19 protein-coding genes are annotated in these 23,239 nt (G+C 72.8%); 8 read left to right on the top strand and 11 right to left on the bottom strand.

Going from position 1 to position 23,239, the window contains the following annotated elements:
- Window positions 1-85: 85 nt before the first annotated feature.
- Complete coding sequence (locus OG509_RS14290) at window positions 86-1,006, bottom strand: siderophore-interacting protein (protein ID WP_406182959.1); 921 nt, start codon at window positions 1,004-1,006, stop codon at window positions 86-88.
- Window positions 1,007-1,077: 71 nt separating this feature from the next.
- Entirely contained in the window at window positions 1,078-2,118 is a 1,041-nt protein-coding gene (locus OG509_RS14285) for an ABC transporter substrate-binding protein (RefSeq protein ID WP_406182957.1), read from the bottom strand.
- A 221-nt stretch (window positions 2,119-2,339) separates the two neighbouring features.
- Between OG509_RS14285 and OG509_RS14280 the strand changes: the two genes are divergently transcribed.
- Together OG509_RS14280 and OG509_RS14275 are read left to right on the top strand one after the other, a co-directional pair.
- On the top strand, window positions 2,340-4,109 hold the full coding sequence (locus OG509_RS14280; RefSeq protein ID WP_406182956.1) for a GTPase: 1,770 nt from the start codon (window positions 2,340-2,342) through the stop codon (window positions 4,107-4,109).
- On the top strand, window positions 4,109-6,181 hold the full coding sequence (locus OG509_RS14275) for a dynamin family protein (protein ID WP_406182955.1): 2,073 nt from the start codon (window positions 4,109-4,111) through the stop codon (window positions 6,179-6,181). Before OG509_RS14280 ends, OG509_RS14275 begins: the two co-directional genes overlap by 1 nt.
- Before the next feature lie 55 nt (window positions 6,182-6,236).
- Here the strand turns inward: OG509_RS14275 and OG509_RS14270 are convergent, their stop codons facing one another.
- From OG509_RS14270 to OG509_RS14255, 4 genes are read right to left on the bottom strand one after another with little or no spacing between them, the layout of a single operon-like run.
- Complete coding sequence (locus OG509_RS14270; protein ID WP_134075573.1) at window positions 6,237-7,397, bottom strand: acyl-CoA dehydrogenase family protein; 1,161 nt, start codon at window positions 7,395-7,397, stop codon at window positions 6,237-6,239.
- An 8-nt stretch (window positions 7,398-7,405) separates the two neighbouring features.
- Window positions 7,406-8,326 carry a hydroxymethylglutaryl-CoA lyase gene (locus OG509_RS14265; RefSeq protein ID WP_406187574.1) on the bottom strand — a complete coding sequence of 307 codons (921 nt, stop codon included), beginning with the start codon at window positions 8,324-8,326 and terminating at the stop codon, window positions 7,406-7,408.
- 11 nt (window positions 8,327-8,337) lie between these two features.
- The gene (locus tag OG509_RS14260; protein ID WP_406182953.1) at window positions 8,338-10,494 is read right to left on the bottom strand and encodes a biotin carboxylase N-terminal domain-containing protein; all 2,157 of its coding nucleotides are present in this window, start codon (window positions 10,492-10,494) and stop codon (window positions 8,338-8,340) included.
- Between the two features lie 16 nt (window positions 10,495-10,510).
- Window positions 10,511-12,127 (bottom strand): carboxyl transferase domain-containing protein, encoded by a 1,617-nt coding sequence (locus tag OG509_RS14255; protein ID WP_406182952.1) that lies wholly within the window; start codon window positions 12,125-12,127, stop codon window positions 10,511-10,513.
- 99 nt (window positions 12,128-12,226) lie between these two features.
- Between OG509_RS14255 and OG509_RS14250 the strand changes: the two genes are divergently transcribed.
- Together OG509_RS14250 and OG509_RS14245 are read left to right on the top strand one after the other, a co-directional pair.
- Entirely contained in the window at window positions 12,227-12,805 is a 579-nt protein-coding gene (locus tag OG509_RS14250; protein ID WP_406182950.1) for a TetR/AcrR family transcriptional regulator, read from the top strand.
- A gap of 90 nt (window positions 12,806-12,895) precedes the next feature.
- Complete coding sequence (locus OG509_RS14245; protein WP_385577802.1) at window positions 12,896-13,702, top strand: phosphatase; 807 nt, start codon at window positions 12,896-12,898, stop codon at window positions 13,700-13,702.
- Between the two features lie 100 nt (window positions 13,703-13,802).
- Here the strand turns inward: OG509_RS14245 and OG509_RS14240 are convergent, their stop codons facing one another.
- Window positions 13,803-14,663, bottom strand: coding sequence for an SDR family NAD(P)-dependent oxidoreductase (locus OG509_RS14240; RefSeq protein WP_406182949.1), 861 nt, complete (start codon window positions 14,661-14,663; stop codon window positions 13,803-13,805).
- Between the two features lie 78 nt (window positions 14,664-14,741).
- Here OG509_RS14240 and OG509_RS14235 point away from each other — a divergent pair, with 78 nt between their 5' ends.
- On the top strand, window positions 14,742-15,203 hold the full coding sequence (locus OG509_RS14235) for a MarR family winged helix-turn-helix transcriptional regulator (protein WP_406182948.1): 462 nt from the start codon (window positions 14,742-14,744) through the stop codon (window positions 15,201-15,203).
- A 68-nt stretch (window positions 15,204-15,271) separates the two neighbouring features.
- The gene (locus tag OG509_RS14230; RefSeq protein WP_406182947.1) at window positions 15,272-16,135 is read left to right on the top strand and encodes a DUF4253 domain-containing protein; all 864 of its coding nucleotides are present in this window, start codon (window positions 15,272-15,274) and stop codon (window positions 16,133-16,135) included.
- Window positions 16,136-16,147: 12 nt separating this feature from the next.
- Here the strand turns inward: OG509_RS14230 and OG509_RS14225 are convergent, their stop codons facing one another.
- From OG509_RS14225 to OG509_RS14210, 4 genes are all read right to left on the bottom strand, one after another.
- Complete coding sequence (locus tag OG509_RS14225; protein ID WP_385577790.1) at window positions 16,148-17,026, bottom strand: acyl-CoA thioesterase; 879 nt, start codon at window positions 17,024-17,026, stop codon at window positions 16,148-16,150.
- A 19-nt stretch (window positions 17,027-17,045) separates the two neighbouring features.
- Entirely contained in the window at window positions 17,046-18,203 is a 1,158-nt protein-coding gene (locus OG509_RS14220) for an acyl-CoA dehydrogenase family protein (RefSeq protein ID WP_406182946.1), read from the bottom strand.
- Between the two features lie 181 nt (window positions 18,204-18,384).
- Window positions 18,385-18,708 carry a hypothetical protein gene (locus tag OG509_RS14215; RefSeq protein ID WP_406182945.1) on the bottom strand — a complete coding sequence of 108 codons (324 nt, stop codon included), beginning with the start codon at window positions 18,706-18,708 and terminating at the stop codon, window positions 18,385-18,387.
- A gap of 132 nt (window positions 18,709-18,840) precedes the next feature.
- Window positions 18,841-20,364 (bottom strand): PucR family transcriptional regulator, encoded by a 1,524-nt coding sequence (locus OG509_RS14210; protein ID WP_406182944.1) that lies wholly within the window; start codon window positions 20,362-20,364, stop codon window positions 18,841-18,843.
- A 116-nt stretch (window positions 20,365-20,480) separates the two neighbouring features.
- Here OG509_RS14210 and speB point away from each other — a divergent pair, with 116 nt between their 5' ends.
- Window positions 20,481-21,458, top strand: coding sequence for an agmatinase (gene speB / locus OG509_RS14205; RefSeq protein WP_406182943.1), 978 nt, complete (start codon window positions 20,481-20,483; stop codon window positions 21,456-21,458).
- Between the two features lie 29 nt (window positions 21,459-21,487).
- On the top strand, window positions 21,488-23,173 hold the full coding sequence (locus tag OG509_RS14200) for a thiamine pyrophosphate-binding protein (RefSeq protein WP_406182942.1): 1,686 nt from the start codon (window positions 21,488-21,490) through the stop codon (window positions 23,171-23,173).
- The last annotated feature ends 66 nt before the right edge of the window (window positions 23,174-23,239 follow it).

Genomic DNA, 23,239 nt, shown 5'->3' with positions numbered 1-23,239 from the left:
CCGCGCCAAATAGAGACGGGCCCCGGCCAAAGCCAGGGCCCGTCTCTCAACAGGGGTGTGAACAGCGGGAGTTGGCGAGTCGGCACTACAGCACGGAGGAGGGGTCCTCGCTGGCCGCCTGTCCCGAGTACGCCTCGGCGAGGAGTTCCTCCTCGCTCGCACCGAGACGCCAGTAGCCGGTGAAGCGCACCGCGCGCCGGTCGATGGAACGTTCCTGCACGATGTGCCTGCGGACCGCCCGTACGGTGCCGGCCTCGCCCGCGAGCCAGACGTACGGCGCCTGCGCGCCCGGCAGTTCCGCTGCCCGGAGCGCCTCCAGCACGTGCTCGGTGCGCTGCTTGCCCGCGCCGCTCTCCCGCACGATCCAGGTGATGTCCGCGTCGGCGGGGCTGGGGAGGTCGATCCGGTCGTCGGTGTGCGGGACCTCGAACCAGGCCGCGACCCGGGTGCCGGCGGGGAGCCGGTCCAGGATCGCGGCGGCCGCCGGCAGCGCCGTCTCGTCCGCGTACATCAGCAGCGCGTCGGTGGCGGCCGGTGGCTGGAACCGTACGGACTTGTTCTCCGCGACGGCCGGGCCGATCGCCATGATCCGGCGGCCGGTGACGGCCCGTCCGGCCCAGTACGAGGCGGGCGAGGAGTCACCGTGCAGGACGAAGTCGATGTCGACCTCGTCCGCGCCCCCTGGCGTGCGGCGCTGCTCGCGCACGGTGTACGAGCGCATCACCGGGCGGTCGGCGTCGGGCATCGTGCGCCAGGCGCCGAACCAGGTGTCCTCGTCGGTGGACGGGAGCACGGTGTGCTCCTCGTGGGCGGGTGGCAGGAAGAGCGAGAGGCTCTGGTCGTAGCCGCCCGAGCGGAAGCCCGCGAGGGACTCCCCGCCGAACGTGACCCGCAGGAACGAGTGCCCGAGCCGGCGGGTGCGCAGCACTTCGAGTTCGAAGAACCGGAAGTGGGCGGCAGCCGGGACGGCTTCGGCGGCAGTCGTGTCGGACGCGGTGGCGGTCATGCGGAGAGTCCCCCCTGGGAGTGAAGTCGGCGCCTGGTCGGGGCGCCGGAGGCCGGTGGGCCTGCCGACGGTCAGCTGACCTTCTTGGCGCTCTGGATGGACTTCGCGAGGTCTTCCAGGATCTTGGCGCACTTCTCGTACGAGTAGATCGGCTCGGTCACGCGCGGGGCGACCTGGCCGGCCTTGACGGCGGGCATCTCGGCCCAGGTCGGCTTGGCCTTCAGCTCCTCCGGCTGCAGGGTGCCGGTGCGATTGTCGAGCAGGACCAGGTCGGCCTTGTACTTGCCGGCGTTCTCCCAGCTGAGGCTCTCGAAGAAGCCGCCGGCGTCCAGCTTGTCCGGGGTGATGAACTCGACGCCCAGCGACTTGAAGTACTTCAGGTCGGCCGAGGTGTCGGGGGTGGAGGCGTAGAACAGGTCGGCAGAGCCGGAGCCGACGAGGACCTTGATGCCCGGGTTGGCCTTGGTGGCCTCGCGGACCTTGGCGGCCGCGGCGTCGAAGCGGGCCTTGCCGTCGGCGGCGGTCTTGGAGTTCAGGTCGGCGCCGAGGGACTTGGCGAGGTCCGCGGTGCGCTCCAGGGCCTTGTCCATGGAGACGTCGCCGCCGACGCCGATGGCGGCGGCCGGGGCCAGCTTCAGGATCTTGTCCTTGGAGGCCTCGGGCACGTACCAGTAGGTGCCGTCCCAGGTGTTGGTGACGAGCAGCTCGGGCTGGAGGGCCGCGTACTTCTCGACGTTGAACTCGTCGTAGACGTTGCCGAGGATCTCGACCTTGGAGATGTCCATCGAGCCGGCCTGCACGTCGGGCTTGCCGTCGGCGGTCTTGGTCGGGCCGAAGACGCCCTTGACCTGGATGCCGTAGTCGTACAGCGCGGCGGCGGTGCCGGTGAACGCGACGACGTTCTTCGGCTTCGCCTTGAGGCTGATGTCCTTGCCGAGGTCGTCCTTGAACGTCCAGGGGCCGGAGGCGGCGGTGCCCTTGTCCTTGTCGCCCGCCTCGCCCTTCGCCGAGTCGGATCCGCCGCACGCGGTGAGGGCCGCGACGAGGCCGAGAGCGCCGCCGGCGGCGATGAGACCGCGGCGGGAGAGGTGGGGGGTACGGGACTTGGGCATGTCTATGTCCGCTTTCGTGCGTGCCGGGCGGCCACGGGGCCGTTCGGAGGGAAGGTTAGCCTAACCTTGGCTGGAATTGGTAAGGGGGACCTAAGTTTTTCCCGGGCGCCTTCTTCCCCGCGCGTACGCGGGGGCCTTCCCGTCGAACCGGCGGCGCCCGGCCCCATCCGTTGGCATCATGGCCCTGCCGGGAGGTCCTGACGGGGTGGGGTGGCGGCGCGGTGGCCGGTACGGAGGAGCGCGAACGTGAGTTGCGGCAGGCTGAACTCGCCGAACAGGTGGCCCTGCTCGCGGACCGGGCCGGGGCGGACTCCGCCGCCTCGCTGATCCGCCGCACGGCCCGCCGCGCGGAATCCCCGCGGGCCCGGATCTGCGTCATCGGCGGCAGCAACGTCGGGAAGTCCCGCCTCGTGAACGAGCTGATCGGCGCGGTGTGCGTGCCGGTGTCCGTGCACGCGACGGACGGGCCGCCCGTGGTGGTACGCCCGTTCGCCGCGGAGTCGGGCGAGCCGGGGCAGTCGGGGGAGCCGGGGCCCCCGGCTCCCGCGGGCCCCGGGCCGACCGGTCTGCGTACCGTACGGGTCGAGGTGCCGACCGGGTCCTGGCCGGCCCGTACCGGTGTGGAGCTCGTCGACACCCCGGGCTGGGAGGGCTGGTCCGGAGTACGGCAGCCCGACACCGCCGCCCTCGCCCGGATCGTCGGCGACTGCGACGTGGTGGTCGTCGTCACCGAGGCGCGCCGCGCGATGCTCGCCACCGAACAGGCCCGGATCAAGGCGCTCGCCGCCGCCCCGCACAGCCCTCCGCTCGCCGTCGTCGTCACCAAGCTCGCCGAGGTCGAGGACGAGGCGGCCGACATCCTGCTCCGCGTCAACCACCTCGTCTCGGTCCTGGCCCCCGAGGCGCTGGTGCTCTCCGGCCCGGTCCCCGCACCCGGCACGGCACCCGGGGCCGCGGAACCCGACGGCGTCGACCCGCTCCGCGCGGTCCTGGGCCACCTGGCCGGAATCTGGCTGCGCCGAGCGTTGCGGACCATCCGCAGACTGCACCTCCTCGCCGCCACCTGCGCCCTCGTGGAGGAAGCCGCGGAGCGGGCGCTCGCGGACGTGCACCGGCCCGACCCCGTCCGTACGCGGGCCGCCCAGATCTGGCACACGGCCCACGAGAGCGCCCGCTTCCACTGGATCGTGCTCAGCGCCGACGCGGGGGAGTGGCGCGCCACCCTCGTCCAGGCGATCGCCGCCGAGGCGCGCAAGCGGCGGACCACCGCGGCGCGCGAACTCGCCGCGCGCTTCTCCCGGATGCTGGACACGCCGCAGGAGCAGCACTTCATCCGCCTCCACGCGATCCCGTACACCGCCGAGGCCCTCCAGCACTTCGAGGCGTGGATCACCGGGGCCGTCGACCGGGCGCTGGAAGAGGACACCCGCCGGCTGCGCGCCGTCCTGCTGCGCAACCGGCCCGGCGAGGAACTGTTCCAGGGACTGGCCGCCCCCGGCGCCGGGCGGGTCGTACCGGCCGCGGCCCTGCCCGGAGTCGCCGAGGAGGCCGCCGCCGCGGAATCGCAGAACGCCACCGGCTGGGACGCCTCCTGGCTGCCGGAGTTCGTCGGCACCGCCATCGAGAGCGTGCTGACGCCCCTGTCCGCCGAGGCCGTGGGGCAGATCGCGGGAGCGGCCGGTACGGCGCTGGTGACGGAGGCGCTCGAACACGGCCAGGCGGAGCGCCGTGAACGCGCCATCGACGACCTGGAGCGGATCGTCGAGGCGGCGTTCACGCAGCAGGTGGCGCGGACCGAGGCGCGCATCGGCCAGGCCTACGACCACCTGCTGAGCCGGGCGCGGGACCGCGACGAGCAGTGGTGGCGGCTGCACACGACGGCCGTCGCCGCCCAGCCGGAGTCCCTCGACCACTGGCGCTCACTGCAGAACACGGCGCGGACGCTGAGCCGCTCCGTGCACGCCCACCTCTCTCCCCTGGAAGGGGCCTGATGGCGCACGACAACCGGCGGTCAACGGCCGGCCAGGAATCACCGGCCGTGCAGTTCCGCGGCTGGAGCGAGAACATCGGAACGCTGCGCTCGTACTACCAGCGCCTCCAGCAGGTGGCCGGCGAGGCCGCGGCCGTCATCGCCCCGCCCGGCACCCCGGGCGGGCCACTGGATCTCGGCATCAACGGGGCGGTCTTCGAACGCGAGACCTTCCGCATCATGGTGCTCGGCGAGTTCAGCAGCGGCAAGAGCACCCTGATCAACGCCCTGCTGGGCAAGCGCCTGCTGCCCACCAAGGCCAATCCGGCCACCGCTTTCACCACCGTCCTGCGCTGGGGCGAGACCGAGCGGGCCTGGCTGTACCGGGACGGGGACCGGCGGGGCGCCGAGACGGCCGTCACGACGGAGGAGTTCAAGCGGGAGGTCGCCCTCCAGATCGACGCGCACGGCGCACCCCGGACCCCGTCCTTCGCGCTGGCCGTCGTGGAGCAGCCACTGGAACTGCTGCGCAGATCCGTCGAGATCGTGGACTCGGCCGGGATCAACGAGAGTTCCGACCGCGAGCTGGTGACCCTGCGGTACCTGGAGGAGGTGGACGCCGTCGTGTTCGTCACCGATGCGGGACGGCCGTTCACCCTCCACGAGACCGAGAACTACCTCACCCGGGTCCGGAAGCTGGGGCACCGCGACATCTTCTTCGTGGTGAACCAGTTCGACCGGATCGAGGAGGAGGAACGGGCGGAGGTGATGAGCCGCTGCCGCAACGCGGTCGCCGAGCTCACCGGGGAATCCGGTTCCGCCGCCCCCGAGGTCTTCTTCGTCAGCGCCCTGCAGGCCCTGCGCTCACGGATCGACGGGGACGAGGAGAAGCTGACGGCCTCGGGGATCGGGCAGCTGGAGTCCGCCCTGGAGGTCTTCTGCATGCGCGACGCGGCCCGGGTGAAGTTCGTGCGGCTCGCCGAGTTCCTGCGCCACAACGCCGTCAACCTGCGCGTGCGCCTGCATGACGAGGGCGCGGTCCTGATGAAGTCGACGGCGGAGTTGCGCGAGCTCCTCGACCGCAGCCAGTCCACCCAGGACCAGCTGCGCGCCAGCGCCGACGCGATCCGCGACATCGTCGGCGGCAAGATCCAGGGCATCGAGAACGAACTGCAGCTGAGGTTCTCCGCGTTCCTGACCGAGATCAGCCGCGAGATCGGCGAGTGGCACGTCACGACCGGCCCGGGACGCCTGAGCCGAGCCGTCCGGTCCTTCACCAAGGGTGGCCGCGTCGCCGCCCAGCACGAGCTGATGGACGCGTACACGGTCCAGCTGCAGGAACGCATGCAGGTCTTCTGCGCCCAGGAGCTCGACCAGGTCATCGAGCAGCGGCAGGCCGACCTCGTCCGCCAGCTCGAACCGCTGATCCGGGCGCACGCGTCCCTCCTCGACAAGCTCCGCGCGGAACTCACCGGTTCACAGTCGGAACGGGACCAGAACTACCTGATCTACACGCTGGCCATCGCGGCGGGCAAGGGCAACGGACGCGACGGGCGCCGCCACCGGGACGACGTACCGCTGATGTTCCGCCCCAGCTCGCTCATGGCGCTCGGCGCGGGCGGCGGTGCGGTGGTCGTCGGCGGGACGACCGCCGCCGCGGCGGCCGGTCTGATCAGCCTGGGCCTGGCCGTTCCACCGGTCGGCGTGGCGGTGGCCATCGGCGCGGCCATCGGACCGCTCCTGGCCTCCGGGGCGATCTTCTTCGCCGACGGCAAGCTGCAGACGCGCGCGGCGGAGGAGTTCGCGGCCCACGTGAAGGACTCGGCAGCCCAGACCGCCCGCCAGTACGCGGGCAGCCGCGCCGCCGATCTGCGCGAGATGTGGGGCGGAATCAGCGGAACGCTCCACCTCCAACTCCAGGACCTCATCGGCATCGTCCAGCGCAACATAGAGGAGTCCCGGCAGGACGAGCAGGCCAAGGCGGGCATGCGGGACCAGCTCTACGCCTTCGAGCAGCGGATCACCGATGTGGAGCAGCACATCGCGAACTTTCTGCAGCCCTTCGTCGCCGAGGCGGAGCGGGAGCAGACGTAGAGACGGGGCTCTGACCGCCGGACCGGTCCCGGCCCGGCGGTCAACGTACTCCGTACTATCCGGCGAAGCCCAGCTCGCGGGCGATCAGCATGCGCTGCACCTCGCTGGTGCCCTCGCCGATCTCCAGGATCTTGGAGTCCCGCCACATGCGCGCCACGGGGTACTCGTTCATGAACCCGTAGCCGCCGTGGATCTGCGTGGCGTCCCGGGCGTTGTCCACCGCGACCGTGGAGGAGTACAGCTTCGCGATCGCCGCCTCCTTCTTGAACGGCTCCCCGGCCACGAGGCGGGAGGCCGCGTCACGCCAGCCGATGCGGGCCATGTGGGCGCGCATCTCCATGTCCGCCAGCTTGAACTGGATGGCCTGGTTGTCGCCGATGGGCCGGCCGAAGGCCTTGCGCTCCTTCGCGTACTTCACCGACTCGTCCACGCAGCCCTGGGCCAGGCCGGTGGCGAGCGCCGAGATCGCGATGCGGCCCTCGTCGAGGATGCGCAGGAACTGGGCGTAGCCGCGGCCCTCCTGGCCGACCAGGTTGGCCAGCGGCACCCGTACGTTGTCGAAGGCCAGCTCCCGCGTGTCCGAGGAGTTCCAGCCCACCTTGGAGTACGGCGCGGCCACCGTGAAGCCCGGGGTGCCGGACGGGACGATGATCGAGGAGATCTCCGGGCGGCCGTCCGCCTTGCGGCCCGTCACGGCAGTGACGGTGACCAGGCCGGTGATGTCCGTACCGGAGTTGGTGATGAAGCACTTCGAGCCGTTGATCACCCACTCGTCGCCGTCCTTGACGGCCGTGGTGCGGGTGCCGCCGGCGTCGGAGCCGCCGTCCGGCTCGGTCAGGCCGAAGGCGCCGAGCACCTCGCCGGAGCACATCTTCGGCAGCCACTGCCGCTTCTGCTCCTCGGTGCCGAAGAGGTGGATGGGCATGGCGCCGAGCGAGACGCCCGCCTCCAGCGTGATCGCGACCGAGGAGTCGACGCGGGCCAGCTCCTCCAGGGCGATGCCGAGGGCGAGGTAGTCGCCGCCCATGCCGCCGTACTCCTCCGGGAAGGGCAGGCCGAACAGGCCCATGCGGCCCATCTCGCGGACGATCTCGTACGGGAACTCGTGCCGCTCGTACAGGTCGCCGATCTTGGGGGCGACGACGTCGTGCGCGAACGCCTCGACGGTACGGCGGAGTTCCTCGTGCTCGGGGGTGAGCCGGTGGTCGAGGGACATGGTCTTCGTTACTCCTTGTGGGAGAGCGCGCGGACGGTACGGGAGGGGCTGGGGCGTCCCAGCCGTTCGGCCATCCACACGCTCGTGGCGGTGAGGGCGGCCAGGTCGACGCCGGTCTCGATGCCGAGGCCGTCGAGCATCCACACCAGGTCCTCGGTGGCGAGGTTGCCGGTGGCGCTCTTCGCGTACGGGCATCCGCCGAGGCCGCCTGCGGAGGCGTCGACGGTGGTCACCCCGTGCTGGAGCGCGGCGAGGGTGTTGGACAGGGCCTGGCCGTAGGTGTCGTGGAAGTGCACGCCGATCCGGTCGGTCGGCACGCCCTCCTCGTTGAGCTCGCTGAGGAGGGTCTGGACATGGCCCGGGGTGGCGACGCCGATGGTGTCGCCGAGGCTGAGCTCGTCGCAGCCGAGGTCGAGCAGCGCCTTGGCCACGCGGACCACCTGGTGGACCGGGACCGGCCCCTCCCACGGGTCGCCGAAGCACATGGAGAGGTAGCCGCGGACGTGCGCCTTGCCCTCCTTGGCGCGGGCCACGACGGGCTCGAACATGGCGAGGGACTCGGCGACGGTCCGGTTGAGGTTGCGGGAGGCGAAGGTCTCGGTGGCCGAGCCGAAGACGGCGATGCGGGTGGCCCCGAGGGCGAGCGCGCGGTCGAGGCCGCGCTCGTTGGGGACGAGGACGGGCAGGTGCACCCCGGCGAGGTCGTGCAGCTGGGGGAACAGCTGCTCGGCGTCGGCCAGCTGGGGCACCCACTTGGGGTGCACGAAGCTGGTGGCCTCGATGGTGGTGAGGCCGGCGGCGGCCAGCCGGTGGATGAACTCGGCCTTGACGGCGGTGGGTACGGCCGTCTTCTCGTTCTGCAGTCCGTCGCGGGCGCCGACCTCGTGGATGCGGACGCGGGCCGGCAGCTCGGGGGCCGGGACGGTCATGGGCAGCCCGTTCACGCGCCCTCCTCCTTCTCTTCCTCGTCCGGGGTGACGACGGCCAGGACCTGGTCCATGGCGACGGTGGTACCGGGGGAGACGTCCAGCTCGGTGACCGTGCCGGAGTGGGGGGCGGAGATGACGTGCTCCATCTTCATCGCCTCGACGACGAGCAGGCTCTGGCCCGCGACGACCTTGTCCCCGACGGCCACCTTGACGACGGTGACGGTGCCGGGCATGGGGGCGGCGAGGGTGTCCTTGCCGGCGTGGCCGGCGCCGGTGAGGGCGGCGGTGACGGGGTCGTGGTCCTGCACGTGCCAGCTGTCGCCGTCACGGCCGAGCCAGGTCCCCTCCGGGGAGGCGGCGTGGCTGAAGCGGTGGGTGACGCCGTCGAGTTCGATGGTGACGGTGTCGGCGGTGCGGGCCACGATCCGGCCCCGGGCCGGTGTGCCGGGGCTCCGCCCCAGACCCCGCGCCTCAAACGCCGACGGGGCTGGATTCTGGCCGGCGCCGCCGTCGAGGAGGAGCTCCGTGTGCTGTCCCCCCGACAGGGTGGGCCGGCTACGGACGCTGACCGGGTCCTGACCCGGGAGGCGGAGGTGGTGCACCGTCCAGGCGGGGGTGCCGCCCAGGCGCCAGCCGTCGGCGGCGTCGAACGGGTCGACCCACCGTTGCGGCCCCGCCGTGGCGTCACCCCCCAGCCCCGCCGGCGTTTGAGACGCGGGTCCGGGCAGAGCCCGGTTTCGGGAAGGGGCGGGGCGGGGGAAAGAGCCCCGCAGCAACCCCGCCGCCGCGTACACCTCGGGCGGGACGCCCTCCGGGAGGAGTTCGGCCAGGTCCCGCTCCACCAGACCGGTGTCCAGGTCCCCGGAGACCACGTCGGGATGCGCCAACAGCCGCCGCAGGAATCCGGTGTTGGTCTGGACGCCCAGGATGACCGTGTCCGCCAGCGCACCCCGCAGGATGCGCAGGGCAGCCGCCCGGTCCGGCCCGTACGCGATGACCTTCGACAGCATCGGGTCGTACGTCGACCCCGTGTCGACGCCCGCCACCAGCCCGGAGTCCGTCCGTACGGACCCGCCCGACGGCTCCGACAGCGCCAGGACCGTACCGCCCGACGGCAGGAACCCCCGCGCCGGGTCCTCCGCGCAGACGCGGGCCTCGATCGCGTGCCCGGTCAGACGGACATCGGACTGCGCCAACCCGAGAGGGGCCCCCGACGCGACCCTCAGCTGCTGTTCCACCAGGTCCAGCCCGGTGATCAGCTCCGTCACCGGGTGCTCCACCTGGAGCCGGGTGTTCATCTCCATGAAGTAGTACGAGGACGGGTCCCCGCCGGGGACGATGAACTCCACCGTCCCCGCGCCGACGTACCCGCACGACCGCGCCGCCTCCACCGCCGCCGCGCCCATCGAGGCCCGCAGCTCCGGCGTGAGCAGGACCGACGGGGCCTCCTCGATCACCTTCTGGTGGCGCCGCTGGAGCGAGCACTCGCGCTCCCCCAGGTGCACCACGTTCCCGTGCGCGTCCGCCAGCACCTGGATCTCGATGTGCCGCGGCCGGTCCACCCACCGCTCCACGAGCAGCGTGTCGTCGCCGAACGAGGACCGCGCCTCGCGGCGCGCCGCCGCGATCTCCTCGCCCAGCAGACCGGCTTCGCGGACCAGCCGCATGCCCTTGCCGCCGCCGCCCGCCGAGGGCTTCAGAAGCACCGGCATGCCGATCGCCTCGGCCGCCGCGACGAGTTCGGCGTCCGACAGCCCGCTGCCCGACGAGCCCGGCACCACGGGCACGCCCGCCGCCTTCACCGTCTCCTTGGCGCGGATCTTGTCGCCCATCAGGGAGATCGCCGAGGCCGGCGGCCCGATGAAGGCCAGCCCGGCGTCCGCGCACGCCTGCGCGAAGGCGGCGTTCTCCGCGAGGAAGCCGTAGCCGGGGTGGACCGCCTCGGCGCCCGTCCGCCGGGCGGCGTCGAGCAGCCGCTCCACCGACAGGTAGCTCTCGGCGGCCGCCGCCGGGCCGATCCGGACGGCCGTGTCGGCCTCCCGTACGTGCCGCGCGTCCGCGTCGGCGTCGCTGAAGACGGCCACGGAGCGGATGCCGAGCTCCCGCAGCGTGCGGATGACGCGTACCGCGATCTCGCCCCGGTTCGCGACCAGAACAGTGCTGAACATCGAAGAGGTCCTCACGTCACATGCGGAAGATGCCGAAAGCGGAGTCGCCCAGCGGGGCGTTCGCGCACGCGGTCAGGGCCAGTCCCAGCACCTGCCGGGTCTCCATCGGGTCGATGACCCCGTCGTCCCACAGCCGCGCGGTGGCGTAGTAGGCGTTGCCCTGCTCCTCGTACTGCGCACGGACCGGGGCCTTGAAGGCCTCCTCGTCCTCGGCGGGCCATTCCTGGCCCGCGCCCTCGATCTGGTCGCGCTTGACCGTCGCGAGCACCGAGGCCGCCTGCTCCCCGCCCATCACGGAGATCTTGGCGTTGGGCCACATCCACAGGAAGCGGGGCGAGTACGCCCGCCCGCACATCGAGTAGTTGCCGGCTCCGTACGAGCCGCCGACGACCACCGTCAGCTTCGGGACCCGCGTGCACGCCACGGCGGTGACCATCTTGGCGCCGTGCTTGGCGATGCCGCCGGCCTCGTAGTCGCGGCCGACCATGAAGCCCGAGATGTTCTGGAGGAAGAGGAGCGGGATCCCGCGCTGGTCGCACAGCTCGATGAAGTGCGCGCCCTTCTGGGCGGATTCGGAGAACAGGATGCCGTTGTTGGCGACGATCCCGACCGGGTGGCCGTGGATCCGCGCGAAGCCGGTGACCAGCGTCGTGCCGAACTCGGCCTTGAACTCCTGGAAGCGGGAGCCGTCCACGATCCGGGCGATGATCTCGCGGGCGTCGTACGGGGTGCGCGAGTCGACCGGCACCGCGCCGTACAGCCCGTACGGGTCCACCTTCGGCTCTTCCGGCGCCTCTACCGACCAGGGCAGGGCCCCGCGCTCGGGCAGGGTCGCCACGATGTTCCGTACGATCCGCAGCGCGTGCGCGTCGTCCTCCGCGAGGTGGTCGGTGACGCCGGAGATCCGGGAGTGGACCTCCCCGCCGCCGAGCTCCTCGGCCGTGACCACCTCGCCGGTGGCGGCCTTCACCAGCGGCGGGCCGCCGAGGAAGATCGTGCCCTGGCCGCGGACGATGACGGCCTCGTCGCTCATCGCCGGGACGTACGCGCCGCCCGCCGTGCAGGAGCCGAGGACGGCGGCGATCTGCGGGATGCCGGCGCCGGACATGCGCGCCTGGTTGTAGAAGATGCGGCCGAAGTGCTCCCGGTCGGGGAAGACCTCGTCCTGCATGGGCAGGAAGGCGCCGCCCGAGTCGACCAGGTAGAGGCAGGGGAGACGATTCTCCAGGGCCACTTCCTGCGCGCGGAGGTGCTTCTTGACGGTCATCGGGTAGTACGTGCCGCCCTTGACGGTGGCGTCGTTCGCGACGATCACGCACTCGCGGCCGCTGACCCGGCCGATGCCGGCGATGACCCCGGCGGCCGGGGCCGCGCCCCCGTACATGCCCTCGGCGGCCAGCGGGGCCAGCTCCAGGAAGGGCGAGCCGGGGTCGAGGAGGGTGTCCACGCGGTCGCGGGGGAGCAGCTTCCCGCGGGCGGTGTGGCGGGCGCGGGCCTTCTCGCCGCCGCCGAGCCGGGCCGCGTCGAGCCGGGCGCGCAGCCCCTCGGTCAGCTCGCGGTGGGCGGCCTCGTTGGTCCGCCAGGCCTCGGACGCCGGGTCCGCGGCGCTCGTCAGCACTGGTGCCTGCTGCATCGGTCGAGCTCCCTTGCTCGGTGCACGCTGTTAATGAGCGTTAACGCATGTACCGCCTAGGTTAACGAGCGCTAACGGCCCTGTCTAGAATGGATTCCCATGAGCACCAGAGCCGCCGCCCCGACCCGTCGCGAGCAGATCCTCAGCGAGGCCGCCCGCCTCTTCGCCGCGCGCGGATTCCACGGCGTCGGCGTGGACGAGATAGGGGCCGCCGTGGGCATCAGCGGCCCCGGGCTCTACCGCCATTTCGCCGGCAAGGACGCCATGCTCGCCGAGCTGCTCGTCGGGATCAGCGAGCGGCTGCTGACGGGCGGCCGCCACCGGGTGGCCGAGGCCGCGGGCGATCCGGAGGGCGTTCTGGCCTCCTTGATCGACGGGCACATCGACTTCGCCCTCGACGACCGGGCGCTGATCACGCTCCACGACCGGGAGCTGGACCGGCTGCGGGAGGCCGACCGCAAGCTCGTACGGCAGCTGCAGCGGCAGTACGTCGAGCTGTGGGTGGAGGTCGTAGGGGAACTGCACCCGGAGGTCGGCGAGGCGGAGGTACGGGTGTCCGTGCACGCCGTCTTCGGCCTGCTCAACTCCACCCCGCACCTGGCGGCGCTCGGCCGGGAGGCGACGGAATCACTGCTGCGGCGCCTGGTGCACGGGGCGTTCGGGGCGCTGTCGGGGTGAGGCGAAGGGTCGGGCGAAGGTGAGGCGAGGGTGAGGCGACGCGTCCGCTGGTCGAAATGGCACCGGCGCCCGGGGCCCGGCGGCGGCAGAATGGGCCGCATGCCGAAGCCGATAGAGACGCACGTACCGAGCCGCGCCGAACTCGTCGACCACCTGGTCCGCACCCGGATCTCGGGTCAGGTCGCGACGCCCCGTGAGAACAACCTGTCGCACTACCGCAAGCTCGCCAACGGCGACCGGCACTACTGGCTGGGCCTGGAGCTGGGCGACCGCTGGACGGACGAGCAGGACGTGCTCGCCGTGATGGCGGAGCGGGTCGGGGTGGTCGACGACGCCGCGTACCGCTTCGGCCAGGACACGATCGACCCGGAGCTGACCGTCTCCGGCCTGGACCGGATGGCGGCGCGGCTGCGGAAGGCGGCCCTGGACCGGCAGAGCGTGCTGCTCGCCACGGGGCACCCGGGCGGGCTGCTGGACGTCCACCGGGCGACGGCGGCGGCGCTGCGCGCGGCGGGCTGCGAGATCGTGGTGATCCCGTCCGGGCTGGTGGCGGACGAGGGCTCGGTGTGGCAGTTCGCGGACGTCGCGGTGCTGGAGCGGGGTGCCACGCTGTGGCACACCCACTCCCCGGAGCCGATGGCCGCGATCCTGGACGGCCTGGCGGCGGCGGACCGCCCCCAGCCGGACCTGGTCGTCGCCGACCACGGCTGGGCGGGGTGCGCGGCGCAGCGCGGGCTGGACGCGGTGGGGTACGCCGACTGCAACGACCCGGCGCTGTTCCTCGGCGAGGCGGAGGGCACCCTCCAGGTGGCGGTCCCCCTCGACGACCACGTCCGCGACCCGCGCTTCTACGACCCGATGGTGGCCTACCTGCTGTCGGCGGCCGGCCTGCTGTAGCGGGGCGCGGCGGGGCCTCGTTCCCGGGCCCCGCCGGCGTGTGCGGCGCGGACTGGCGGACTGCCGGACTGCCGGACTGCCGGACTGGCGGACTGGCGGACTAGCCGAGCCAGTTCGTCATCTCGGTCTGGACGGCGGAGCCGTCGAGGTCCGCGAGCTTCATCCCGACGAAGTTGCGCGCCCAGTCGGAGGTCTGGATCCGGAACGGCATCTTCTCGGCGGTCAGCGCCTCGATGATCGGCGCCGCCGCCTGCTCCGAGGTCTGGGCGGTGTCGCTGCCGAAGACCTCCAGGACGTGGTTGATGTAGCCCTGCAGCGCCGGGGCGTACGGACCCACCTGGGCGGTCAGCGCCGGGATGTCGAGCCCGACGTTGTTCACGAACTCGCTGGCTACGGCGCCCGGTTCGACGACGGCCACCTGGACGCCCGCGGACGCGGCGACCGGAGCCAGGGACTCCATGAAGCCCTCGACGGCGAACTTGGCCGCGCAGTAGGACTCGTTGAACGGCTGGCCGATCATGCCGCCGACGCTCGTCACGGTGATGACCCGGCCGCCCGAGGCGCGCAGGTGCGGGAGCGCCGCCCGGGTCAGCTCGGCCACGCCGAAGAAGTTGACCTCCATGACGTTCCGCAGCTGCTCCATGCTGTGCTGCTCGATCGTGCCCACGAAGCCGGCGCCCGCGTTGTTCACGACGGCGTCGAGGTGCCCGTGCTCGGCGACGACCTCGGCCACGCACGCGGCCACGGACTCCGCGTCGGTCACGTCGAGCCGCTTGACCTGGACGAGGTCGTCGACACCGGCCTCGGCGGCGGCCTTGTTCAGGGCGTCGGCGCGGGTGGTGTCCCGCATGGTGGCGACGGTGTGCCAGCCCGCCCGGGCGGAGGCGACCGCGGCGGCCAGGCCGATGCCGGAGGAGGTGCCGGTGATGAGGACGGTCTTGGCGGTGGTCTTGGTGCTCATGGAGGACTCCCTAGATTTGTGCGTGCACACACACATTAACGATGTGTGTGCGTGCACGCAACCCGGTATCCTTCCCCCATGGCGCACGCGAATCTCAACTTGAACGGTCTCACCGCCCGCGACCACGCCTTCTACGGCCTGGTCTGGGCCGGAACCACCCTCACCGCCCAGGTCGACCAGGCGCTCACGCGCCGGCACGACCTGCCGTTGTCGTGGTTCGAGGTCATGCTGTGGCTGAGCGTGCAGCAGGAGCCGGTCGCCCCCTCCGAGCTGGGCACCAGGACCCTGCTCAGCCGCAGCCAGGTCTCCCGCGTCGCCGATTCGCTCCGGGCCCGCGGCCTGATCGAACGGGTCCCGTCCCCGACGGACGCCCGGTCCGTGGGCATCACCCTCACCGAGGCGGGCCGCCGCGCCTTCGCGGAGGCCGACGCCACCCGCCGCGAGGCTCTCGCCGAGGTCTTCGACGACCGCCTCGACGACGCGGACATAGCCGCACTGGAAGCGATCTGGGCCAAACTCAAGGCCCAGCCCGAGGCGTAGCCGACCGTCGGCCCCACCGCCCTTTCGGTGAAAGGGCGTTGTCAGTGCCGACGGCTACCGTCGAAGGCGTGACGAATCCACCGAGTTCGCCGAACCCGCTGTCCGTGCTGGCCGACGACCCGCAAGGCCGCGCCCTGGGGCTGGAGTTGCCGCCGGGCGCGCTGATCGACCGGCCCGGCGGGCGGTCGCGGCTGCGGCCCAAGGCGCGGCCCGAGCCGCTGCTGTGGGTCTCCGACGAGCCCGTCGGCGTCGGTGCGCTCGCCGCCTGCCGCGGTCCCGCCCTGGCCGCCGCGGGGCTTCAGGCGGTGCTGTTCCAGGAGCGGCGCGGCCTGGAGAGCTGGTGGCTGCGCGACGAGCTGAGCCCCGCCTCGATGTCCGACCCCGACGACCACCACGTCGAGCCGGTCCTGCGCGAGTTCTGGGCCGGGGTCGTCCCCGACCCCGAGGAGGGCGACGGCCCCGACGGCGCCGGGCTCATAGCCCCCTTCGGCCGCGACTGGCCGGGCCTGGCGGAGCACCGGACCCCGCAGGAGGACCCGGAGGCGGTGGCCCTCACTCTCGCCGACGAGCTGATCCGGGACGGGGTCCTGCCCGGTCCGCGCCTCGCGCTGGTCCCCGCCGGCCGGGGGGCCGACGTACCCACCGCGATGGGCTGGCGGGGACCGGTGAACCACGAGAACGACATGGCCCTCATCAGCACCGTCCTGCGCTCGTGGGAGGACCGCTTCGGCGCCCGCGTCATAGCCCTCGGCTTCGACGAGCTCCACCTGTCCGTGGCCGCCCCGCTTCCGTCGACGGCCGCGGCGCTGCCGGTCGCCGCCGAGCACTTCGCGTTCTGCCCCGACAACGTCTGGCAGGGCTCGGGCAGCCTCCGCGCGTACGCCGACGAGGCCGTGACCGGCTCCGGGCACTGGGGGTTCTGGTGGGACTGACCGCAGGGGGTGTTACGCACGCGGGACGCGTACGACGCCCTCCTGGATGACGGTCACGGCGAGGCGCCCGTCCTGGGTCCAGATCCGGGCCTGGCCGAGGCCGCGACCGGCGGCCGCGGTCGGGGACTCCTGGTCGTACAGCAGCCACTCGTCGGCGCGGAACGGCCGGTGGAACCACATCGCGTGGTCCAGCGAGGCGCCCACCACGTCGCCGACCGCCCAGCCGCCCCGGCCGTGCGCGAGCAGCACCGAGTCGAGCAGGGTCATATCCGAGACGTACGTGGCCAGGCAGGTGTGCAGGAGCGCGTCGTCGCTCTCCAGCTTCCCGGCCGTACGGAACCACACCTGCGAGCGCGGCTCGACCGGCTTGCCGACGCTGCCCCAGGGCGGGACCGTCGCGTACCGCAGGTCCACGGCGCCGCGCGCCTCGATCAGCCGCTCCACCGTGCCCGGGTCGCGGAAGATCTCCCGGTACGCCGGAAGCGCCTCGGCGGCCGTCGGCAGGGTCTCCGGATCGGGCGCGTCCGGCATCGCGGCCTGGTGGTCGAGGCCCTCCTCGTACGTCTGGAAGGACGCCGAGAGGTGGAAGATCGGCTGGCCGTGCTGGACGGCGACGACCCGGCGGGTGGTGAAGGAGCGCCCGTCGCGGATCCGGTCGACCGCGTAGACGATCGGCGCGCCGGGATCCCCGGCGCGCAGGAAGTACGAGTGCAGCGAGTGCGCGGTGCGGTCCTCGGGCACGGTGCGCCCGGCCGCGACCATGGCCTGGGCCGCGACCTGGCCGCCGAAGACGCGCGGTACCAGCGCCGAACGGCTGGTACCGCGGAAGATGTTCTCCTCGATCTGCTCCAGGTCGAGCAGTTCGAGGAGCGTCGTCAGTGCCTCGTTCATGGGGGGAAGGGTAAATCCCTTACAGGCCCATCGACTTGGCGATGATGGACTTCATGATCTCGCTGGTGCCGCCGTAGATGCGGTTGACGCGGTTGTCGGCGTACAGGCGTGCGATCGGGTACTCGTTCATGTAGCCGTAGCCGCCGTGCAGCTGGAGGCAGCGGTCGATCACGCGGTGCGCGACCTCGGTGCAGAACAGCTTCGCGGAGGCGGCCTCGGCGGGGGTCAGCTCGCCGGCGTCCAGGGCCTCCAGGGCGCGGTCCGCGACGGCCTGGGCGGCGTCGACCTCGGCCTGGCAGGCGGCCAGCTCGAACTTGGTGTTCTGGAAGTGCGCGACCGGCTTGCCGAAGACCGTGCGGTCGGTGACGTACTGCTGGGCGAACCGGACGGCCGCGGCGGCCTGGGCGTACGCGCCGAACGCGATGCCCCAGCGCTCGGAGGCCAGGTTGTGCCCGAGGTAGTAGAAGCCCTTGCCCTCCTCGCCGAGCAGGTCCTCGACCGGGACCTTGACGTCGACGAACGCCAGCTCGGCGGTGTCGGAGGTGCGCAGGCCGAGCTTGTCGAGCTTGCGGCCGATGGAGTAGCCCTCGGACTTGGTGTCCACGGCGAACAGCGAGATGCCGAAGCGGCGGTCGTCCTCGCGCGGGGCGGAGGTGCGGGCGCAGACGATCACGCGGTCGGCGTGCACGCCGCCGGTGATGAAGGTCTTGGAGCCGTTGAGGACGTAGTGCGTGCCGTCCTCGGAGAGCTTGGCGGTGGTCTTCATGCCCGCGACGTCGGAGCCGGTGCCCGGCTCGGTCATGGCGAGGGCCCACATCTCCTCACCGGAGACGAACTTCGGCAGGTAGCGCTTCTTCTGCTCGTCGTCGGCCAGCATCTTGATGTAGGGGAGGGCGAGGAGAACGTGCACGCCGGAGCCGCCGAAGTTCACGCCCGCGCGGGCGGTCTCCTCGTACAGGACGGCCTCGAACTTGTGGGTGTCCAGGCCCGCGCCGCCGAACTCCTCGGGGACGTTGATGCCGAAGATGCCCAGCTCGCCGAGCTTGTAGTAGAAGTCGCGCGGCGCCTGGCCGGCCGCGAACCACTCGTCGTAGACGGGGACGACCTCGGCCTCTATGAAGGCGCGGATGGTCTCGCGGAACGCTTCGTGGTCCTCGTTGAAAACGGTACGGCGCACAGCCGCCTCCTCGATCCTGTCGCCCGTCGCGCTGTCGCGCCGTGTCTAAGCGCTTGCTCAGACTACTAAGTTACCGGTGGGTCGGGTGGGCTGTCCAGAGTCGGGGAGGGGGACCGGGTGTGATGTCCGGCGCCTCCCGAGAGGGCGGGCCGGCGCCGGACATCGTGGCGGGGCGGCGGGACTACCTGCCGAAGATCTTGCCGGTCCACTGGCCGGCGGCGCCCTGCATCCCGGACTCGTTGCTCATGACCTGGGTCCCGGGCAGCGCCGCCATGCCGATGTCGCCGGCCGGCGCCGCGCCGTTGTGGGAGCCGACGGTGTTGTCGCGGCCGGCGTTGAACACGTCGTCGCCGGCCAGCTGGGTCAGGTCGCCGAAGACGATGGAGTACGTGTTGTCGATCGGCGCGTACACGGTGAAGGTGTCGTCGGCGGAGGCGGCGGACGCGCCGGCCAGGATGATGCCGCCGACGGCGAGAGCGGTCAGGGCGGGGCGGATCGATCGCACGAGTACTGCCTTTCCAGGTGGGGTGGGGGGATGCAGTGCGAACGTAGGCCGCCACGCGCCGCGGGGCGGCGCACCCGCTGCCGTACGGCCCGAGTCCATCCGTACGGCGGAGCTGGCCCTGGACCGGGCCGGTCAGGCCTCCGGCGCCCGGCGCAGGGCGAACCACAGCTCCATCCGGGTGTCCGGGTCGTCGAGGTTGCGGTCGAGGAGGCTCGCGGCACGGGCGATGCGCTGGCGGACGGTGTTGCGGTGCAGGCCGAGGGTCGCGGCGCTGCGGTCCCAGCTGCCGTGGTGCGCCAGCCAGGCGCGCAGGGTGTCCCGCAGGGCGGGGGAGAGCGGGCCGAGCAGGGCCTCGGCGTGGGCGCGGGCCTCGGCTTCGCCGACGAGCCCCGCGAAGCCGGAGTCGGTGTGCCGGGCCAGCGGGGTCCGGGCCGCCTCGGCGCGGTCCAGGGCCCGGCGGGCCTGCGCGTCGGCGCCGGCCAGCGCGTCGGGCCCGGCCGGGGCGCTGACCCCGAGCCGCCACCCGGGCTGCGGGGACGGCTCCCGGTCGGTGAGGAGCCGTACGGCCGGACCGTCCGGGTCCAGCAGTACGGTGCCCAGCGCGGCGGCGAGGGCCTGCGGATCGGCGCCGCCGCGGGCGTGGACCGCGTACCAGGGCCCGGGCCCGCCCAGCGCCCCGGCGGGGGAGCCGCCGAGCAGCAGCCGGGCCAGCGCGGCGGCCTCGGCGCCGGCCGGCCGGTCGGCGGTGAGCAGGGCCAGCAGGACGGCGGCGATGGAGGCGATGGCGTGGTCGCCCGGGGCCCGGACCGGGGCGGCGAGGGCCAGCACCCGGCCCCCGCCGACGGTGTAGACGGCGAGGTGCGTCCCGCCGACGGCGTCGGTGGCGGTGGCCGCCGCCCCGTCCGCCACCCGCCGCGCCAGCACCCGGACGGCGCCGAGCACCTCCTGCGCGGGCCCCGCCCCGGCGGCCCGCACCACCCGGACGGGGGCTCCGGCGGTTGCCGCCGCGGCGTCGGACACGGCCGGCCCGCCCGGCGCGACTGCGGCGGTTCCGGGTCCGGGCGGGCCGCCCGCAGGGCCTGATCCCTCCGCTGCGGCGCCGGCCGGGGTCAGCAGGGCCGCCCACCCGCTCAGGCTGGCCGCCAGGCGGGCCAGCACCGCCGGGACCGGGTCGGGGCGGGCGGCCGCGGCGGCCAGGGCCTGCTGGGCTTCGGTGACCCGGCGCAGCTCGCGGATCCGCGCCTCGGCCATGAGCCGCCAGACGGCGCGGGCCACGGCCGTGAACCGGGTCTGCGGCGGGACCTCCAGCAGCGGCAGCCCGTGCCGGACGCAGGCCTCGGCCAGGGCGGGCGGCACCTGCGCGTGCAGCGGCGCCACCCCGAACCCGAGCGCGGCCACCCCCGAGCCGACCAGCCGCCGCACGTACGCGTCGGCGGCATCGGCCGCATCGGCGGCGTCGCCCGCCCCCGCCGTGAGGAGCAGCTCGCCGCCCAGGAGGTAGGGGGACGGGTCCGTCATCTCCGAGGCGTGCACCCCGTGCACCTCCGCCCGATCCGGCCCGGCGACCAGCCGCAGTTCCAGTGCCTGGTCGGCGAGCAGCGCGCCGAGCCCGACCGCGGGCGTGGGCGGGCTGTCGGCCCCGGCAGGCTTCGGCATGGATGCTCCGTACAGTTCGAGTTCGCCCGGTGGATAAAACGTACACTTCGCGCCCCGGCAGCCGCCGCTTACGCTCGAAGGACCGCACCGTAGGACATCCAGAAGGGCACACCCCGATGAGCAACGAGCGCACCGAGCAGACGCCGCGCGGACCGGTCGACTCCTCCCGCATCCCGCGCTACGCGGGCCCCGCGACCTTCGCCCGGCTGCCCCGCCTGGACGAGGTCGGCTCGGCGGACGTGGCCGTCGTCGGTGTCCCGTTCGACTCGGGTGTCTCGTACCGCCCCGGCGCCCGCTTCGGCGGCAACGCCATCCGCGAGGCCTCCCGCCTGCTGCGCCCGTACAACCCGGCGCAGGACGCCTCCCCGTTCGCGCTCGCCCAGGTGGCGGACGCCGGCGACATCGCCGTGAACCCCTTCAACATCAACGAGGCCGTTGAGACGGTCGAGGCGGCCGCGGACGAGCTCCTCGGCGCCGGCTCCCGCCTGATGACCCTCGGCGGCGACCACACCATCGCCCTCCCGCTGCTCCGCTCCGTCGCGAAGAAGCACGGCCCGGTCGCGCTGCTGCACTTCGACGCGCACCTGGACACCTGGGACACGTACTTCGGCGCCGAGTACACGCACGGCACGCCGTTCCGCCGCGCCGTGGAGGAGGGCATCCTCGACACCGAGGCGCTGTCCCACGTCGGCACGCGCGGCCCGCTGTACGGCAAGCAGGACCTGGACGACGACGCCAAGATGGGCTTCGGCATCGTGACCTCGGCCGACGTCTACCGGCGCGGCGCCGACGAGGTCGCGGACCAGCTGCGCCAGCGCATCGGCGACCGCCCGCTGTACATCTCGATCGACATCGACGTGCTGGACCCGGCGCACGCGCCCGGCACCGGTACGCCGGAGGCGGGCGGCATGACCTCCCGCGAGCTGCTGGAGATCATCCGCGGCCTGTCCTCCTGCAACCTGGTCTCTGCGGACGTCGTCGAGGTCGCCCCGGCGTACGATCACGCCGAGATCACCTCGGTCGCGGCCTCGCACACCGCGTACGAGCTGACGACGATCATGAGCCGTCAGATCGCTGCCGCGAAGAAGGCGTAGCAGGACCCGAGAAGGGCGAGTAAGCGCACGTGACGCACGACCACGACCTGGTACTCCGTCCCACCGACGCCCAGCGGGCGGCCGCCCTCGCGCCGCCGCCGGGGCGGACGGGCGGGGACCTGGTCGTGGAGACGCTCCGCGGCCTCGGCGCGACCACCGTCTTCGGTCTGCCGGGGCAGCACGCGCTCGCCCTCTTCGACGCGGTCGGCCGATCCGACCTGCGGCTGATCGGGCTGCGTACGGAGAACAACGCCGGCTTCGCGGCGGACGCGTACGGCCGGATCACGGGCGAGGCGGTGCCCCTCCTGCTCTCTACCGGCCCGGGCGCGCTCATGGCCCTGCCGGCCCTGGCGGAGGCGGCCGCCGCCTCGGCGCCCGTCCTCGCCATCGCCTCTCAGGTCCCGGTGGCGGGCCTGGGCGGCGGCCGGCGCGGGCACCTGCACGAACTGCGGGACCAGTCGGCGTCGTTCCGGGACGTGGTGAAGTCGGTCCACACGGCCCGCACCCCGTCACAGATCCCCTCCGTGATCGCGGAGGCCTGGGAATCGGCGCTGACGGCTCCGCACGGCCCCGTCTGGGTGGAGATCCCGGAGGACGTGCTGCGCGCCGAGACGGTGATCCCGCAGGTCACGGCCGTGGACGCGACCCCGCACGAGCTGGTCCCGCGCCCCGAGCTCACCGCGCTCGCGGCGCACTGGCTGGAGCGGGCCGCCCGTCCCGTGATCATCGCGGGCGGCGGGGTGATCCGTTCGGACGCGGCGGGCAAGCTGCGGCAGCTGGCGGAACGGCTGAACGCCCCGGTGGTCACCACGTTCGGAGGCAAGGGCGCCTTCCCGTGGACCCACCCGCTGTCCCTCCAGTCCTGGCTGGAGGACCGCCACATGACGGACTTCCTGGAGGACGCGGACGTCCTGCTGGTGGTCGGCTCGGGCTTGGGCGAATTGTCGTCGAACTATCACACGTTCTTCCCGACGGGCCGGGTCGTCCAGATCGACGCGGACCTCGGCAAGCTGGAGTCCAACCACGCGGCCCTCGGCATCCACGCGGACGCCCGCCTGGCCCTCCAGGCCCTCCTGGAGACGGTCGCGGAACGCGAGGACGTACAGGCACCGGAACGCGTCCGGCTGCTCCTCTCGGAGATCGAGACCCGCCTGTCGACCCAGGACGTATCGCTGGAGCGCGGGCTCCTCGCCTCGATCCGCGCGGCGCTCCCGGCCCGCTCCCCGTCCTTCTGGGACATGACGATCCTGTCGTACTGGGCCTGGTCGGCGTTCGACGCGAAGCACCCCAACACGATGCACTCGGCGCAGGGCGCCGGCGGCCTCGGCTACGCCTTCCCGGCGGCCCTCGGCGCCTGCATCGCGGAACCGGGCACCCCGGTCCTGGCGGTCTCGGGCGACGGCGGCGCGATGTACTCGATCGCGGACCTGGCGACGGCGAAGCAGCACGGTCTGGACGTGACCTGGCTGATCGTGGACGACGGCGGCTACGGCATCCTGCGCGAGTACATGACGGACGCCTTCGAGGGCCGCACGACGGGCACCGACCTCACCCGCCCGGACTTCGTGACCCTGGCCGAATCCTTCGGCGTCCCGGCATCGACCACGACCCCCCAAACCCTCCGCGAGGACCTCGCCAAATCCCTGAAGACCCCGGGCCCCTCTGTGGTGGTACTTCCGGCCACCCTGAAAATGTTCGCCCCGACGCACCTCTAGCCCCGTTGCCGCCGACGCCCAGTAGCCGGAATACCTGAGGTCTACCCCGGACGGGGGAAGCCCGCG

Origin of the sequence: Streptomyces sp. NBC_01006 (assembly GCF_045162725.1) — a bacterium.
GTDB lineage: Bacteria > Actinomycetota > Actinomycetes > Streptomycetales > Streptomycetaceae > Streptomyces.
Note: the sequence above shows the minus strand (reverse complement) of the source record. Positions and strands in the feature narration are given on the sequence as shown.